The sequence below is a fragment of the Actinoallomurus spadix genome (assembly GCF_024055725.1).
Classification (GTDB): domain Bacteria; phylum Actinomycetota; class Actinomycetes; order Streptosporangiales; family Streptosporangiaceae; genus Actinoallomurus; species Actinoallomurus spadix.
This window is the reverse complement of sequence record NZ_JAMXMX010000028.1, coordinates 86,955-104,336: the sequence shown is the minus strand read 5'-3', so window position 1 is coordinate 104,336 and position 17,382 is coordinate 86,955. Positions and strand designations below refer to the sequence as shown.

Below are 17,382 nucleotides of genomic sequence, written 5' to 3'. Positions count from 1 at the left end.
GGTATCGGGTCGAGCCGGGTGAGGTGCGGGCGGTGCTGGCTTCGCATCCGGGGGTCCGCGACGCCGCGGTCATCGCGGGTGACGGCGGGCTGGTGGCCTACTACGTCCCGGTGGACGCGCCGGATCGGGAGGAGCTGGCCGACCACTGCCGGCTGCGGCTGCCCGACTACATGGTCCCGGGCGTGTTCGTGGCCGTGGACCGCATCCCCCTGACCGCCAACGGCAAGCTCGACCGCGCCGCGCTGCCGGCCTTCGACCGGCAGGAGCCACAGGGCCGCCGGGTCATGCCGCGCACGGCGACCGAGGAGCGCGTGGCGTCGATCTGGGCCGAGGTGCTCGGCCTGGACCAGGTCGGCGTGGAGGAGGGCTTCTTCGACCTCGGCGGTCACTCGATCCGCGCCGTCGCGCTGGTCGGAGCGCTGCGGGCGGCCGGCTTCGACGTCGCCGTACGCGACGTGTTCGAGTACCGGACCGTCGCCGCGCTGTGCGAGCATCTCACCGGCCGGCCGGGACGCGCCGAGGTCGAACCGGGCGTCCCGCCCTTCGGGCTGATCGACGAGGCCGACCGCGCCATGCTGCCGGACGGCGTCGTCGACGCCTACCCGATGTCGCAGGTCCAGGTCGGCATGGTCGTCGAGATGCTCGCCGACAGCGGGCTCAGGGCTTACCACAACGTCTCCTCCTTCCGCGTCCGTGACGAGGCGTCCTTCTCCCCGGAGGCGTTCCGGCGCGCCGTGGCCCTGGTCGGTGCGCGGCACGAGGTGCTGCGCACCTCCTTCGACCTGACCGGGTACTCCGTGCCGATGCAGCTCGTGCACGCCACCGCCGGGATACCCGTGACCGTGCGTCATCTCGGCGAGGCGGATCCGGACCGCGCGCTGCGCGACTTCACCGCGGCCGAGCGCGCCCACCCGCTGGACCCGGGCACCGCCCCTCTCATGCGGATCACGGCACACGTCGAGAGGGGCCCGGCCTGGTGGCTGACGGTGACCGTCTGCCACGCGATCACCGAGGGCTGGAGCCACCGGTCGCTGCTGATGGAGCTCCTCGAGGTCTACCGCGAGCTGCGCGAGGGACGGGAGCCCGAGCCGCCGGAGCAGGTCACGCTGCGGTACGCCGATTTCATCGCCGCCGAGCTGCGGTCGATGTCCTCGGAGGAGGACCGCGCCTACTGGCGCGGCGTCACCGAGGGCCGGGCGCGGCTGACCCTGCCGGCGGGCTGGCGCGGGGACACGGACGCGCCTCCGGAGAAGTACCGCGTGGCGGTGCCGCTCAAGACCATGGAGGCGGATCTGCGGGCGCTGGCGAGCCGGGCGCGGGTGTCGCTGAAGAGCGTGCTGCTGGCCGCGCACCTGAAGGTCCTGAGCATGCTCACCGACGAGCCGTCGTTCTTCACCGGCCTGGTCTGCAGCGCCCGTCCCGAGGTGCTCGGCGCGGACCGCGTCTACGGCATGTACCTCAACACGCTGCCGTTCGCCTACGACCGCGGCGCCCGTACCTGGCGGGAGCTCGTCCAGCGGGTGTTCGCCCAGGAGGCGGAGTTCTGGCCGCACCGGCGGTACCCGATGCCGGTCATCCAGCGTGAGGCGGGCACCGAACGGCTCGTGCAGGTGCGCTTCAGCTACCAGGACTTCCACCAGGTCGACACGGACCTCGTCGACGTCGAGTCCAGCCTCGGCGAGGGCGCCACCGAGTTCGCGCTGGCCGTCTCGGCGGTCGCCGGTCATCTGGTCCTCACCACCGACACGCACACGCTGAACCGGGCCGACGCCGACCGGCTCGTCGGCATGTACCGCGCGGTGCTGGAGGCCATGGCCGCCGACGCGGACGGTGACGCGCGCGCGACCTACCTGCCGGAGGGGGAACGGGAACGCCTGGCGGCCTGGAACGCCACCACCGTGCCCCGGCCCGACGGCGTCACCGTGCCCGCGCTCTTCGCCGCGCAGGCGGCCCGGACCCCGGAGGCGACCGCCGTCGAGTGCGACGGCACGGCGCTCGGCTACGCCGCGCTCGACCTCCGGGCCCGCCGGATCGCGCACCGGCTCCGCGACGCCGGCCCGACGGTGGGCGTCCTGCTGGACCGTGGGCCCGACCTTCTCGCCTGCCTGCTCGGGGTCTGGAAGGCCGGCGCCGCGTACGTGCCGCTCGACCCCTCGTACCCGGCCGAGCGGATCGCCGCCATGCTGGACGACGCGGGCGCCCGGACGGTGCTGACCACCTCGGCGTACGCCGATCGCATCGACCGCGCGTGCGTCCTGCTGGACCGCGAGAGCCTCACCGTCGCCGCCGACGACCAGGTGATCGATCCCGACGCACCCGCCTACGTGATCTTCACGTCCGGTTCGACGGGCCGGCCGAAGGGAGTGGAGGTCACCCACCGGAGCCTGGTCAACCACGTGCAGTGGGCGGTGGACGAACTGGCGTCACGAGGTACGGGCGGCGCGCCGCTGTTCTCGTCCGTCGCCTTCGACCTCGTGGTGCCGAACCTGTGGGCGCCGCTGCTGTCCGGTCAGCGGGTCCACGTCGTACCGCAGGACGCACCACTCACCGAACTCGGCCCTCACCTCGCCGAGGCGGGACCGTTCTCCTTCATCAAGCTCACACCGGGCCACCTGGATCTCCTCGCGGAGCAGCTCACCACCGAACAGGCCGCCGCGCTGGCCGCGGTCCTGGTGGTGGCGGGCGAGCCGCTGCGGGGCGAGGTCGCCGGCCGCTCGCTGGACATCCTCGGACCCGGCCGGCTCATCAATGAGTATGGGCCGACGGAGGCGTCGGTGGGGACGTGTGTGTTCGAGGTGGGTGGGGGTGTTGGTCGGGAGGTTGTGCCGATTGGGTGGCCGTTGCCGAATATGGAGATGTTTGTGCTGGATGGGGTGATGGAGCCTGTTCCGGTGGGTGTGGTGGGGGAGTTGTTTGTTGGTGGTGTGGGTGTGGCGCGGGGGTATGTGGGTCGTCCGGATTTGACGGCGGATCGGTTTGTTCCGGGGCCTGGGGGGTCGCGGTGGTATCGGACGGGTGATCTGGTGCGGCGGTTGGGTGATGGGTGTGTGGAGTTTGTGGGGCGGGTGGATGATCAGGTGAAGATTCGGGGGTATCGGGTCGAGCCGGGTGAGGTGCGGGCGGTGCTGGCTTCGCATCCGGGGGTGCGGGATGCGGCGGTGGTGGTGCATGAGGCGGTGCCGGGGGATCGGCGGCTGGTCGGGTATGTGGTGCCGGTGGATGCGGGTGATCCGCCGGGTGCGGTGGAGCTGGCCGGGCATTGTGGGACGCGGTTGCCGGAGTACATGGTGCCGTCGGCGTTCATCGTGATCGAGGCGATCCCGCTCAACGCCAACGGCAAACTCGATCGCACCGCACTGCCGGCACCCGACCGCGGGTCGCTCCGCTCCGAACACCCGTACGTGCCGCCGAGGACCCCCACCGAGCGTCTGCTCGCCGGCATCTGGTCGGAGGCGCTCGGCGTCGAACAGGTCGGTGCCCACGATCGCTTCTTCGACCTCGGCGGGCACTCCATCTTGATGATCAAGGTGCTGGCCGCCGCCCGGCAGGCCGGGCTGACCATCTCCGTATGGCGCATGTACCAGCACGAGACCCTGGCCGAGCTGGCGGCCGCGGTCGACGAGGAGAACACGCCCGCCCCGGCCGTGCCGGAGCCCGCCCGCACGGTCGAGGTGCCCGCCGACCTCCTGGCGACGCTCCTGGACCGCGCCGCCGGAGGCGGCCCCGGCGGCGTCGGCGAGGGCCCGCTCGCGGAGGTCGCCGCCCTCATCGAGGCCGCCCCCGGCCTGCCGCTGGACGAACTGCGCGCCGTGATGGCCGAGCATCACGTGCCCGGCGTCAGCGTGGCCGTCCTGCGGGAGGGAGCCGTCGCCGAACTGCACGGGCTCGGTGTGCTGGAGGCCGGCGCCGCCGACCCGGTCACCGCCGACACGCTCTTCCAGGCCGGATCGATCAGCAAGCACGTCACGGCCTTGGCGACGCTGCGGCTCGTGGCGGACGGCCGGATCGACCTGGACGAGGACATCGACCGGTATCTCACCCGCTGGCACCTGGCGGGCGACCCGGACGCCCCGGGGGTGGTCACCACGCGGCAGCTGCTCGGCCACCGGGCCGGCCTGGCCCGGCACCGCAGTGTCGGATACCGCCCCGGCGAGCCGCTGCCGACCCTGCTCGACCTCCTCAACGGCCGCCCGCCGGTCACCACCCCCCCAGTGCGGCGCGAGCTGCCGCCCGGGTCGGAGTTCCGGAAGAGCAGCACCCACTACTGGGTCCTCCAGCAGGTCCTGGAGGACCTCACGGGCGAGCCCTTCGCGGACCTGGCCCGGCGGCTGGTCCTCGACCCGCTCGGCATGGCCGGCAGCAGCTTCGACCCCTCCTTCCCCCTGCGCGCCGGCCTTCCGGTCGCCCGCGGTCACGACGCGCGCGGCACGGTGCTGCCAGGAGGGTGGCGGAACCGCGCGCACCTGGCCGCGGCGGGGCTGTGGACCACGGCGGGAGACGTCGCCAGGGTCATCCAGGAGGTGCGCCGTTCGCTGCTCGGGGAGGCCGGTGCCCTGCTGCCCCGCCCTCTCGCGCGCCGGCTCGTCACCGCCGAACCCGGTGACTACTACGGGCTGGGCACGATCGTCGACGACACCGGAGAGGACCTGGAGTTCGGCCACGGCGGCGAGCCGGCCGGCTACTGGAACATGGCGATCAGCCGCCTGAGCGGCGGAACCGGGTTCGTGGCGCTCACCAACGCCGACTCCGGGAAGGCCGTGGTGCGGTTCCTGACGGCGGTGCTCGGCCGCCAGGACGGCGCCCTCGGCCGCGGGCGCCTCGCCGCGGCGTGGGCCGGGGACTCCGGGCCGGCGCCGGCCGTACTTGCTCCCGTCGAGACCGACGAGGACCGCGAGCAGTGAGGAGACGGCCATGACCCGCCGCCATCTGATTTCGATCGACGATCTCGGCGACGAGGATCTGCGGGCCATCGTCGAACGCGGCGCACGGTTCGCGCGCGGCGGGGCGGCGGGCGCGACCCCGCTCGCCGGCGCCGTCGTGGGCGTCTACTTCGCCAGGACCTCCACCCGCACCCGTACCGCGTTCTCCGCCGGAACCCTCCGCCTGGGCGGGCGGATCATCGCGTACGGGCCAGGTGACCTGCAGCTCAACACCGGGGAGACCGGTGCGGACACCGGCCGCGTGCTCTCGCGGATGCTGGACGCGCTCGTCGCGCGGACGGCCGGCGATCCGGCCGAGATGCGCGAGTGGGCCGCGCAGGACCGGATGGCGGTCATCAACGCGATGAGCGCGGACGAGCACCCCACGCAGGCGCTCACCGACCTGACAACGCTGCTGTGCCACTTCGGGCGGATCGAGGGCCTGCGGGTCCTGTACGTGGGGGAGGGCAACAACACGGCCGCCGCCCTGGCGCTGGCGCTGCCGCGGTTCGCCGGCACCGAACTCGAGCTGCGCACGCCTCCCGGTTACGGCCTCGCCGCCGGCGTCCGCGAGCGCGCCGAGGCACTGGCGGCGTCGTACGGCTCGGTGCTGCGCGAACACCACCACATGGATGCGATCCCGGCCGACGTCGACGTCGTCTACACCACTCGCTGGCAGACCACGGGCACCAGCAAACCCGATCCGGACTGGCGATCCGTGTTCGCGCCGTTCCAGGTGACCGCCCGGCTGTGGGCGGACGGTCCCAAGGCGGTGTTCATGCACGACCTGCCCGCGCACCGAGGGGAGGAGGTCACCGCCGACGTGCTCGATGGACCGCGCAGCATCGCCTTCGACCAGGCGGAGAACAAGATGCACAGCGCCATGGCGGTGCTCGAGTGGTGCCTCGGATGAGTGTCGCCGAAAGCTCCGTCCCGCTTCACGAACGGGAACCGCCGCTGCGCCGCAACCGCGACTTCCTGCTTCTGTGGAGCGGCGCGGGCATGGCGCTGCTCGGTACCCGCGTCAGCGCGATCGCCTACCCGCTCCTGGTCCTGTGGAGCACGGGCTCGGCCGGTTCCGCCGGGCTGGTGGGCTTCGCCGCGCAGTTACCGAGCCTGCTGGTCCAGCTTCCCGCCGGGGTGCTCGTCGACCGGTGGGACCGGCGGCGGCTGATGATCGCGTGCAACGCGGGCGGTGCGATGGCGCTCGCGAGCGTCGCCGTCGCGGTGGCCCTCGGCCACCTGTGGCTGCCCCACCTCATGGCCGCCGCGTTCGCCGAGAGCAGCCTGACGATCCTCTACCGGCTCGCCGAGCGCGGCGGCGTCCGCAACCTGGTCCCACCCGGTCAGTTGTCGGCCGCGCTGGCGCGGAACGAGGCGCGTGGCCGCGCCGCGGGACTGCTCGGCCAGCCCGTCGGAAGCCTGCTGTTCGGCCTGACCCGGTGGACACCGCTGGCCTTCACCGCGTTCAGCCACGTGTTCGCGCTGCTCGGGCTCCTCTTCATCAGGAAGGACTTTCAGGCCGGGCGCCCCGCGGCGCGGCGGGCGGTACTGCCCGCGATGCGGGAGGCGCTGATCTGGGTGTGGCGGCAACGGTTCCTGCGGACCGTGATGGGGCTGATCGCCGGGAGCAACCTCGTGCTCAACGGGCTGGGCCTGGCCATGTTGGTGATCATGCATCGGCGGGGCGGGTCCGAGACGGCGGTGGCGCTGGTCGTCGCGGCGCGAGGCGCCGGCGGGATGCTGGGCGCGCTGAGCGGCAACTGGTGGCTCCGGCGCGTGAGCGTGCCGGCCATCGTCATCGGCGGCAACATCGCCTGGGCGGCACTGACCCCTCTCGTGGCGGTCCTTCGCCAGCCGCTCGCCCTCGGTGTCCTCTTCGCGGCCGTGTCGTTCGTCGGAGGGGTGTTCAACGTGGCCGGCGGCGTCTACCAGGTGCGGTCCACGCCGGACGCGATGCAGGGACGGGTCAACAGTGTCATGGACCTCCTGGGATCGGGCGCCACGTCGCTGGGCGTTCTCCTGGTCGGTTACCTCCTCGACGCGCAGGGCGTGACAGCCACCGTCCTCGGCCTGGGCGGCCTCATGGCAGGGGTCGCCGCGCTCGCCGTCCTGAGCCCCGCGGTGCGCGCCGAACGGCTGAACGCCCGGTCCGGGTGATCGATCACCCGGACCGGGCGTTCCCAGGTCAGGGACGGACATCGACCTTCGCGTCGTCCCCGGCCTCCAGGGCGAACATCCGGACCAGCTCATGGATCCGGTAGAGGGGGTGGCCGGCCTCATCGACGAAGTTGGCGGTCAGCAGCCGGGCGTCGACGTGCCTCTCGACGAGTTCTTCGGCCTCTTCGTACGGCAGCCCCAGGACCTCGCCCGCGGTGTGCGCCGAGAAATCCGGTGATTCGATGAGACTGAGCGAACACAGGGCGTGGCGTTCCCGTTCCGGCAGTTCCATGAAGCTACGTTTGATGCGGGCGCGCACATCCAGATGACCGAGCCTGAGTTCGTCGAGTCGGCGAACCGGATCGCTCATCCGAGCGACGAGCTGCGACAGTGACCAGTGCGGCTTCGTGATCAAGCGTGTCCCGGCGGCACGAATGGCAACCGGCAGGTAGCCGCAGAGCTCCACCAATTTTCGCGCCTGGTCTTTTTCCGTGGCCACTCGCCGGGGGCCGATCAGCCGGGTCAGCATTTCCATTGCCTCGACCGGATTGAAAACGTCCAGCGTGGTCAGATGAACGCCTTCAAGTGACGCGATGTTCCGGCGGCTCGTTATGATGACACGGCTTTCATTTCCCCAGGGGAGAAGCGGGCGGATCTGTTGATCATCGGATGCGTTGTCGAGCAGGATCAGTACGCGCAGACCGGCGAGCATGCTCCGATAGAACTGCGTCCGCTGGTCCAGATCCGGTGGTATCTCCGTATCGTCGACTCCGATCGCCCGGAGCAGGATCAGCAGGGCGTCGGCGGGTCCTAACGGCCGGCGATCGGTGCCGCCGAGGTCGACGTACAGCCGCCCGTCGGGGAAGGAGGCCGTCTGGGCGTAGGCGGCGCGTATCGCCAGCGCGGACTTCCCCACCCCCGCCATTCCGGAGATCAGGAAGGTCGTCGGCGGCCAGACGTCGGCGTCCTGCCGGGCCGAGAGCAGCTCGCTCAGGCGGCGCAGATGCTCCGAACGGCCGGTGAAGTCGATGACGTTCGGTGGCAGCATGGCCGAGCGCGGGAGCGTGATCACGGGCGGCGTCCGGTGCCGCTCGGCGCGCGCCGCCAGCGCCGGGTCGGCCGCGAGAATGGACTGGTAGGTGCCGCGCAGCTCGGCGGAGGGATCGACGCCCAGCTCCTCGGCGAGCAGGCGCCGTCCTTCGTGGAACACCTCGAGTGCGTCCGCCTGACGCCCGGTCTGGTAAAGCACGATCATCAGCTGCGACCGGATCTTCTCGCGCAGCGGGTACTCCGCGACGAGGCCGCGCAGCTCGGACACGAGCTGCAGGTGCTGGCCGAGCGCGAGGTCCGCCTCGATCCGGTCCTCCAGCGCGCTCATCCGGGCCTCCTCCAGCCGGGATGACTCGGCCATCAGGAGGTGCTCCGTGGTGTTGGCCAGGGCCGGTCCGCGCCACAGCGACAGGGCCCCGCGAAGCTCCCTCGCCGCTTCGGAGAAGCGCTCCTTCTGAAGATTCCTGGCACCGGACCTGGCCAGCCGGAGGAAGTCATCCTGGTCGATCCGGGACGATCCAATGCTCATCGTGTATCCCGGTGACCGGCGCACGATGGTGACCTCGTCGCCGAGGCACTTTCGCAGCCGGGACGCGTAGGTGTAGATCTGCGCGCTGGCAGTGGACGGCGGATTGTCCCCCCAGAGCAGCTGACTCAGCCGGTCGTCCGAGATAAGCCGTCCGCGAGCCATTAATAGAGCTGCGAGCATCGTCTGTTGTTTGGTGCCGTCGAGGGCGATTGATTTCCCGTTCAAGCGGGCTTCGATCGGGCCGAGAATACGGAATTCCACGCGTTGGTTCCCCGTTTCGCCTGAAGTTTACGCGACGGTATGTGATCGCGCAGTCACCCGGTTCGTCGCTGAACAGCGGATTCCCCTGAAAATCTTCATGCTCACTACTAGTCATCCCCAAGTCAGCATGATTTGAGCAAAGTTCGTCCCTGGGCGTCTATGGTCGTTTCAGGGTTGGCCGGATTCGGACAGATATCAAGTGTTGATTCGACCACGGAATGGATAGGGGGTCGTCTCAGCCGCGGAGATACGCCAGGACGGCCAGGACCCGGCGGTGGTCGGTGTCCGACGGTGGCAGATCAAGCTTGACAAAGATGCTGCGGATGTGTTTGGCGACCGAGGCCTCGGTGATCGTGAGAGCCCGGGCGATCGCGATGTTCGAACGACCCTCGGCCATCAGCGCCAGGACCTCCTGCTCGCGAGCGGTCAGCAGGCTCACCGGGGCGCGCCGCCGCAGTAGCCGGCGCACGACCTCCGGATCGACGACCGTACCGCCGCCGGCGACCCGGTCGATGGCGGCGATGAACTCCTCGATGTCACCGATCCGGTCCTTGAGCAGGTAGCCGACGCCGCGGCCGTCGGCCGAGTCGATCAGCTCGGCGGCGTAGGTCTGCTCCACGTACTGGCTGAGCACGAGCACCGGCAGGCCGGGGTCGGCGGCACGGAGCGCGACGGCCGCGCGCAGCCCTTCGTCGCTGAACCCGGGCGGCATCCGCACATCGGTGATCACGAGGTCGGGACGGTGCTCCCGCACAGCGGTGATCAGCGCCTCGGCGTCACTCACGGCGGCCGGCACCTCGTGCCCGACGTGGCTCAGCAACCGGGTCAGGCCGGCTTGTAAGAGCACGCCGTCCTCGGCCAGGACTATCCGGAGCGGTCGAGTCGAGTGCACGGTATCTCCACGTGGATCACGGTAGGCCCGCCCGGCGGACTCGACAGCGCCAGCCTGCCGTCGACCACCGAGATCCGGTCGGCCAGCCCGGTCAGGCCGGTGCCCCCGCCCGAATCCGCGCCGCCGACGCCATCATCCCAGATCTCCAGGACCAGCCGGCCAGCATCCACCCGGCCCGTCACGGCGGCGCGCCCGGCGCCGCTGTGCTTGGCGACGTTGGACAGCGCCTCGCTGACGACGAAGTAGGCCGCCGTCTCGATCTGGCCCGGCAACCGGCCGGGCAGGTCGAAGTCCAAGTCGACCGGCAGCGGAGACCGCCCGGCGAGTTCGGTGACGGCGGCGGGCAGCCCCCGATCCGTCAGGATCTGCGGGTGGACGCCGCGGACGAGCGCCCGGAGTTCGTCCAGGGCCCGCTTCGACTCGTCATGCGCCTGGGCGAGGAGGGCGGCGGCCTCCTCGCCCTCGGCCATGCGCGCCAGCCCGAGCGTCAGCGTGAGCGCGACGAGCCGCTGCTGCGCGCCGTCGTGCAGGTCGCGTTCGATCCGCCGCCGCTCGACGTCGAAGGCGTCGACCAGCCGGGCGCGCGAACGCGACACGTCGACGAGCCGCGCAGTGAGCTCGTCCTCGCGAGGAACGAGGAGGACCCGCGCGATCGCCGCGCGTGCCCCGGCGACCACGGTCAGCCCGTACAGCGCCACCACCAGCATCAGCGCCCCGATCGGGACGAGCGCCCAGGCGTCGGTGGACGTCGAGACGGTCCAGGATTTCAGGATCTTCACCTGGCCGTGCCTGCCGATCAGCGCCAGCAGCAGCGGCGCTCCGAGCACTCCCAGCGGAACGGACAGGCCCAGCACCACGGCGGCCAGGTCCAGCGGCCACAGCAGCAGCCCGAACACCACGGCGTAGGAGAGTTCCCGCCAGGTGGCCTGCTCGCCGTATCGGGCGAACAGATTCACGCGCTCCCGGTGGACCCCGCGGACCGGTGTCTCCGGATCCACGAGCCGTAACCGCCGCCGCTCCACGGCGGCCAGCGGGATGCCCGACAGGCCCAGGAGGGCCAGCAGCGGAATGCCGACCAGTACGACCGCGGTGGCCGAACCGATCACGAAGAGGCCGGTGCCGAGCACGAAGACCCCCGCGCCGATCGGAACACCGGTGACGAGATAGGCGATCGACCGCCAAGGCCAGGCGGACAGCAGGAATCCTCGCCGTGTCAGCGCCTGCCAGGCCGTCGAGGATCGCGTCGGTCGCACGTTCCGGAACTCTACGGCCCGCGGTGGCGGCCCGCCCATCCTCTGAGCAGGGGGCGTCATGGTAGGCCTGGCACTACCACCGAAGGTATCCCTGGGGGCGATGCGCCCGCCCGCGCCGGCGGGCTTGACTGGGCGGCATGGACGAAACGATTCGCCTGTCCTCGGTGGGCAAGGTCCACGGGTCGCCGCCGAACGAGGTCATCGCCCTTCGCGACGTGACCCTGGCGTTCCCTCCCGCCTCGCTCACCGCGGTGATGGGGCCGTCCGGGTCGGGCAAGTCGACACTGCTGCAGTGCGCGGCCGGGCTCGACCGGCCGACCACGGGCACCGTCACCATCGGCGACGTCGACCTCGCCGGGCTCGGCGAGACCGCGCTGACCAGGCTACGACGCGACCGGATCGGCTTCGTCTTCCAGGCGTTCAACCTGCTTCCCTCGTTGACCGCGGAGCAGAACGTCGGACTGCCGCTGCGGCTGGCCGGGCGCAGGCCCGGCCGTGCGGAGATCCAGGACGCGCTCGCCGAGGTCGGACTGGCCGACCGGGCGCATCATCGGCCGGGGGAGATGTCCGGCGGCCAGCAGCAGCGGGTGGCGATCGCCCGGGCCCTGGTCACCCGCCCCGCCGTCATCTTCGCCGACGAGCCGACCGGCGCGCTCGACACCACCACCTCCCGCAACGTGCTGACGATGCTCCGTGGCCTGGTCGAGCACCGGGGCCAGACGATCGTGATGGTCACCCACGACCCGCTGGCCGCCTCGTACGCCGACGCCGTCGTCTTCCTCGCGGACGGAGCGGTCGCCGACACGCTCGCCGCACCGACCCCGGACGTGGTGGCGGCGCGCATGACCCGTCTGGAGACATCATGCTGAGCGTCGCCCTGCACACGCTCAGGTCCCGGTGGCCGGCGTTCGCCGGGACGCTGATCGCCCTCACGCTCGGCGTCGCGATGAGCGGGGCGATGAACCTCGTGCTCGCCGCGACCTTCCACGCCCCGGTCGCCAGGACCGTGCAGCGGTACGCGCACGCGCCGGTCGTCGTACGCCCCCGGGCCGCCGACCGGCAGGACGGCGTCTCCGCGCGGCTCATCTCCGACGTCTCCGCCGTCGCCCGCGTCATCCCGGACCGGGACTTCTACGTCTACCTGCCCGGCGGCGGTCCGAGCCGGACGGGCCGCCCATGGTCGATGGCGGGAATCGGCGGCCACCGGCTGGTGGCGGGACACGCGCCGCGCACCGCCGGGGAGATCGTCGTCGGGGACGGTGGCGTCCGGCCCGGTGCGCGGGTGACCGTACTGACCGCCACGCGTGAACGCTCCTACCTGGTCGCCGGCGTGACCACACCCGCCGGCTCCGACCATGCCGTCTTCTTCACCGACGCGGAGGCGGCCGCGCTGTCGCCCCGGGTGGACGCCCTGGCCGTGGACGGATCACCGGCCGCGGTCCGCGCCGCCGTCGGTGACCGGGCGGAGGTGCTCGACGGCGCCGACCGGGGGCGGGCCGAGGCCGGCGCCGACGGCGCGCGCGACACGCTCGGCGACACCCAGATCCTGCTGGGCATCGCCGCGGGCGTGGCCGGCTTCGTCGCCATCTTCATCGTCGCCTCGACCTTCGCGTTCGCGGTCGCACGCAGGCGACGGGAACTGGCGCTGCTGCGCATGGTCGGCGCGACCCCCCGCCAGGTCCGCCGGATGCTGCTCGGCGAGGCGCTGCTGATCGGCCTCATCGCCTCCGTCGCCGGATGCGTGCTCGCGCCGCCCGGCGCGCGGCTGCTGGCGCACTGGCTGGTCTCCCATGGACTCGCCCCCGCGGGGTTCGCGGTCACCACGTCCCGCTGGCCGCTCGTCATCGCCTTCGGCACCGGCATGCTCGTCGCGCTGTTCGGCGTGTGGGCCGCCTCCCGCAGGGCCGGCAGGGTGCACGCCCTGGAGGCCCTGCGGGAGGCGGTCGTCGACCGGAACGTGATGACGGGCGGCCGGTGGGTCTTCGGCCTGGCGGCCCTCGGGGCGGGGCTGGCCACCATGATCGACCAGGTGGTGTCGGACCCCGCGGCGGCCGGCAACCGCAAGGGGTACACGCCCACCATCATGCTGCTCATCGCGGGCGTGGCCCTCCTCGCTCCTCTCGTCGTCCCCCCGTTCGCGCGCCTGCTGACCTGGCCCCTCGGCCGCATGAGAGGGGCCTGTGGCATGGTCGTGCGGGCCGGCGCGCTGACGGCCGTGCGCTCGACCGCGGCGACGGCCGCGCCGGTCCTGGTCACGGTGGGGATGGCCGCGTCGCTGCTGGGGGCCACCGCCACCGTCGACGCGGACAAGACCGCCGAACTCCGCCACCGGGTCGGCGCGGACTACCTGGTCCTGCCCACGGGTGGCGACCAGCTCAGCCGCGTCGTCGCCGACCGGGTGCGGGCGGTCGGCGGGGTGGACGTCGCCGCCTCCGCGCCGATCACCGTGTCCGTACGGCGGGACGGCGGCGCTTCGCGGAGCGTTCCCGCCCAGGCGGTCGACCCGGCCGAACTGACGCGGATGAGCCACTATGAGGTCGTCAGCGGCTCCCTCGCGGACCTGCGGGACGACTCGATGGTCGTGGACCAGGACCTGGAGGCCCGGCTCGGCGACCGCGTGACCGTCCGGCTCGCCGGCGGCGCCACGGCCCGGCTGCGGATCGCGGCCGTCCTGCGGTCCGGGATCGACGGCACCGGCGCCTTCCTGACCGGCCGGTACGCCGGGAACACCGGTCCGCAGCGCCTGGACGTGCGGCTGCGGCCCGGCGCGGACCGGGCCGCCGTGACCACCGCGCTGCGCGCGGCGACGCGGGGACTCGGCGCCGACGTCGTCACCGCCCGGGCCTGGGTCGAGGCGGCGAACCGCGGGCACGGGCGGAACACCCGCCTGGGGATGCTGGTCGTCCTGGGCATCGCGCTGGTCTACTGCGGCATCGCGATCGCGAACACGCTGGCCATGGTCACCATGGACCGGGCCCGCGACCAGGCGCTGCTGAGGCTGTCGGGTGCCACGCCACGCCAGGTCCTCGGCGTCGTCGCCGGCGAATCGGTGCTGGCCGTCATGGTCGGCGCGGTGCTGGCCCTCGGCGTCGCGGTGCTCACCCTCGCCGGTCAGTGGGCCGCGCTGCGCAGGCTCTCCGGAGAGGCGCTGATCACGATGCCGTGGTCTCCCGTCATCGGCATCACCCTGGCGTGCGCGCTGATCGCACTGGTCTCCGCTCTGGTACCGGCGTGGATCGGCTCCCGCGCGCGGGCCATCGACGTCGTCGGGCCGCGCGAGTGACCGCGCCGCCCGCGATATTGAAACTCTATAGAGAGCCCGGTCACAGTGCCGTCAGTCCATGGTCCTCGGAGGGTGCCGTGTACGACGGTCAGAACTGGATGCCGCTGGAGATGACGCCGAACAGCATCGGGGTCGAGCCAAAGCCGACCGGTCTCATCGAGTATCTCGATGACGCCGACCGGCTCCGGGAGTTGCTGACGGAGGAGAAGGCACTGGTCTTTCGCGGATTCAACCTGTCCGCCGGGGACCTGGAGGCCGTCATGGAGCGGGTTCTCCCGGACCGGCTCGCCTATGTGCACGGCAACTCGCCGCGCAGCAAGGTCGGGGACAACATCTACACGTCCACCGAGTACCCGGCCGAGTTCACCATCTCGATGCACAACGAGCTGTCCTACTCGCATCGCTGGCCGGCCCGGCTGCTCTTCTTCTGCGAGCGTGCCCCGGCGAGCGGCGGCGCGACGCCGGTGGTCGACGGTTCCCGGTGGCTGAACGCCCTGGACCCCGAGGTCCGCGCGGCGTTCGAGCAGGGCGTCCGCTACACGCAGAACCTCCACGACGGCTACGGACTCGGCAAGAGCTGGCAGGACACCTTCGAAACGGACCGGCGCGAGGACGTGGAGGCCTACCTCGACGGTACGAAGGCGACGTGGGAGTGGCGTTCGGACGGCTCGCTCCGGGTGAGCCAGGTCCGTTCCGCGACGACCCGGCACCCGGTCACCGGTACCGAGGTGTGGTTCAACCAGTCGGACCAGTGGCATCAGGCGACGCTCGGTGACGAGACCGCCGCCGCGCTCGCCCAGATCCTGCCCGAGGAGGAGCTCCCGCAGTCGGTGACGTTCGCGGATGGGACGCCGATCCCCGCCGAGTACGTCATCCAGGTGCGGGACAGGGGCCTGGCCGAGGCGGTGGACGTGGACTGGACCGCGGGCGACCTGCTGCTCATCGACAACGTGCTGGTCGGGCACGGACGACGGCCCTACTCCGGCGACCGGCGGGTGCTGGTCGCGATGTCGGATTGAGGAGAGCGGGTCATGCCGCTACCCCTGCGGTTCGACGGGGACGCCGACCTGCGGAAGTTCGCCGCAGAGCACCGGGAACGCATCCGGCGCGCGCTCACCGAGCACGGCGGCGTCCTGCTGCGGGGTTTCGAGGTGGGGGGCACGGACGGCCTGGAGGAGGTGGTCCGGTCACTGTCCGGATCAACGCCGCTGTCCTACACCGAACGCTCCTCGCCGCGCACCGCGATCAAGGGGAACGTCTACACCTCGACCGACTACCCGCGGCAAGAGGAGATCTTCCTGCACAACGAGAACTCCTACCAGGCGACCTGGCCGCGCACCCTGTACTTCCACTGCGTCGAGCCGCCGACGCGGCTGGGGGCGACGCCCCTGGCGGACGTCCGGGAGATCCACCGGTCGATCGATCCGTCCGTGCGGGCGGAGTTCGAACGCCGCCGGTGGATGGTGGTCCGCAACTTCCACGGCGGCGCCGGCCTGCCCTGGCAGCAGGTGTTCGGCTCGGCGGACCGCGACACCGTCGCCGCCTACTGCGCGCAACGCGGGATCGCCGTCGACTGGCTGCCCGGGGACGGGCTCCGTACGACGGCCGTGCGTGACGCCGTCCACGTCCACCCGGTCACCGGGGAGGCCGTCTGGTTCAACCACGTGACGTTCTTCCACGTCAGCACCCTCGACCCCGACGTGCGGGAGGGACTGCTCGCCATGTACGGCGAGGAGGGCCTGCCGGCCAACACCTACTACGGCGACGGCGGGCGGATCCCCGACGAGGTGCTGGAGCACCTGCGCGACCGCTACCGCGCGGCGTCCGTACGGTTCGACTGGGAGCGGGACGACGTACTGGTGGTCGACAACATGCTGGCCGCGCACGGCCGCGAGCCGTACGAGGGCCCGCGGCGGATCGCCGTCGCGATGGCGGAGCCGACATGACACTGCCGCGGGTGGTCGTCGTCGGCGCCCGCGGCACCATCGCCGGGGTCTCGGAGAGCCGGGTGGCGTTCGACGCCTACCGCTCCGGCGCGCTGCCCGTCACCGAACTGGTCGGCTCGCTGCGCCCGGAGGTGGACGGGATCGCCGACGTGGCGACGGCCGAGTCCGGCGCCGCGCACCGGACCCTCCGGGGCCTGTACGAGCTGTCGCGTCTCGTCGACGCCCGGCTCGCGGACGCCGACGCGGCGGTGGTGACCTGCGGGACCAACGAACTGGCCGAGGCGGCGTACTGGCTCGACCTGACGGTGCGCAGCCCCAAACCGGTCGTGGTCACCGGGGCCATGCGGCCCTGGACGGTCATCGGCTCCGACGGGCCGCCGAATCTGTACAACGCCATCGTGCTGGCGGCGAGCGGGCGGACCGCGGACTTCGGCACGGTGGTCCTGCTGAACGACACGATCCTGGCCGCACGTGACACGGTGAAGACCGACACCACGCGGCTGCACGCGTTCCAGTCACCGGAGTTCGGGCGGCTCGGCACGGTGGACGCCGCGCGGATCCGGCTGCACCGGGCGCCGGCGCGGATCCAGCATCGGGGCGGGCCGCGCTGGGCCACCCCCTTCGACCTGGCCCGCGTCGACGCCGGCCGGCTGCCGCGCGTCGAGATCGTCCCGGGGTACACGGCGGCCGGCGCGGAGGCGCTCACCGCCGTCGCCGCGGCGGGAGTACACGGCATCGTCCTCGCCGGCACGCCGTCCCGTGCGCAGAAGGCCGCCGCCGTGGAACTGCTGCGCGGGGACACGGTGTTCGTCGCGGCGGGGAACGGGGGATCCGGAGCCGTCCATCCGGCGGCGTGGGACACCGTCATCGGCGCCGGCGACCTGCACCCGCACAAGGCACGGCTGCTGCTCGTCCTCTCCCTCGCCCGGACCACGGACCGCGGGAGGATCGCCGGCTGGTTCGCGGAGTACGGCACGCCGCAGTTCCCGTCCTCGTAGCGGAGCCGGACGCCGAATATGGAACTTGTATAGGGCCCGCTGGAACGGTCGCAGCCGATCCACATAGCCGGAATCGTCGAACAGGTGGCGG

At 71.9% G+C, this 17,382-nt stretch carries 11 protein-coding genes; 8 read left to right on the top strand and 3 right to left on the bottom strand.

The genetic code is table 11. The annotated features are described in order from the left end of the window. The first annotated feature begins 32 nt into the window (after nt 1–32). The 3 genes from NE235_RS31320 to NE235_RS31310 are packed head-to-tail and all read left to right on the top strand — an operon-like array spanning nt 33 to nt 7,079. A complete protein-coding gene (locus NE235_RS31320; RefSeq protein WP_252809339.1) occupies nt 33–4,901 on the top strand; it encodes a non-ribosomal peptide synthetase in 4,869 nt (1,622 codons plus the stop codon). A gap of 10 nt (nt 4,902–4,911) precedes the next feature. Further along, on the top strand, nt 4,912–5,832 hold the full coding sequence (locus NE235_RS31315; RefSeq protein ID WP_252809337.1) for an ornithine carbamoyltransferase: 921 nt from the start codon (nt 4,912–4,914) through the stop codon (nt 5,830–5,832). Further along, nucleotides 5,829–7,079, top strand: a complete 1,251-nt coding sequence (locus tag NE235_RS31310; protein WP_252809335.1) for an MFS transporter — start codon at nt 5,829–5,831, stop codon at nt 7,077–7,079. The genes NE235_RS31315 and NE235_RS31310 overlap by 4 nt, the downstream gene beginning before the upstream one ends. A gap of 28 nt (nt 7,080–7,107) precedes the next feature. Here the strand turns inward: NE235_RS31310 and NE235_RS31305 are convergent, their stop codons facing one another. From NE235_RS31305 to NE235_RS31295, 3 genes are all read right to left on the bottom strand, one after another. Then, nucleotides 7,108–8,919: an AfsR/SARP family transcriptional regulator gene (locus tag NE235_RS31305; protein ID WP_252809333.1), complete on the bottom strand. Its 1,812-nt coding sequence runs from the start codon at nt 8,917–8,919 to the stop codon at nt 7,108–7,110. A gap of 235 nt (nt 8,920–9,154) precedes the next feature. Then, a complete protein-coding gene (locus NE235_RS31300; RefSeq protein ID WP_252809331.1) occupies nt 9,155–9,811 on the bottom strand; it encodes a response regulator transcription factor in 657 nt (218 codons plus the stop codon). After that, the gene (locus NE235_RS31295) at nt 9,784–11,064 is read right to left on the bottom strand and encodes a sensor histidine kinase (RefSeq protein WP_252809329.1); all 1,281 of its coding nucleotides are present in this window, start codon (nt 11,062–11,064) and stop codon (nt 9,784–9,786) included. Before NE235_RS31295 ends, NE235_RS31300 begins: the two co-directional genes overlap by 28 nt. Before the next feature lie 137 nt (nt 11,065–11,201). On the opposite strand from NE235_RS31295, the gene NE235_RS31290 reads away from it, so the two are divergent. From NE235_RS31290 to NE235_RS31270, 5 genes are all read left to right on the top strand, one after another. Continuing rightward, a complete protein-coding gene (locus tag NE235_RS31290; protein WP_252809327.1) occupies nt 11,202–11,933 on the top strand; it encodes an ABC transporter ATP-binding protein in 732 nt (243 codons plus the stop codon). Beyond that, nucleotides 11,927–14,347 (top strand): FtsX-like permease family protein, encoded by a 2,421-nt coding sequence (locus NE235_RS31285; RefSeq protein WP_252809324.1) that lies wholly within the window; start codon nt 11,927–11,929, stop codon nt 14,345–14,347. The genes NE235_RS31290 and NE235_RS31285 overlap by 7 nt, the downstream gene beginning before the upstream one ends. Before the next feature lie 77 nt (nt 14,348–14,424). After that, nucleotides 14,425–15,366, top strand: a complete 942-nt coding sequence (locus NE235_RS31280; protein WP_252809322.1) for a TauD/TfdA family dioxygenase — start codon at nt 14,425–14,427, stop codon at nt 15,364–15,366. A gap of 12 nt (nt 15,367–15,378) precedes the next feature. After that, nucleotides 15,379–16,293, top strand: coding sequence for a TauD/TfdA family dioxygenase (locus tag NE235_RS31275; RefSeq protein WP_252809320.1), 915 nt, complete (start codon nt 15,379–15,381; stop codon nt 16,291–16,293). Beyond that, nucleotides 16,290–17,291: an asparaginase domain-containing protein gene (locus NE235_RS31270; RefSeq protein ID WP_252809318.1), complete on the top strand. Its 1,002-nt coding sequence runs from the start codon at nt 16,290–16,292 to the stop codon at nt 17,289–17,291. The genes NE235_RS31275 and NE235_RS31270 overlap by 4 nt, the downstream gene beginning before the upstream one ends. The last annotated feature ends 91 nt before the right edge of the window (nt 17,292–17,382 follow it).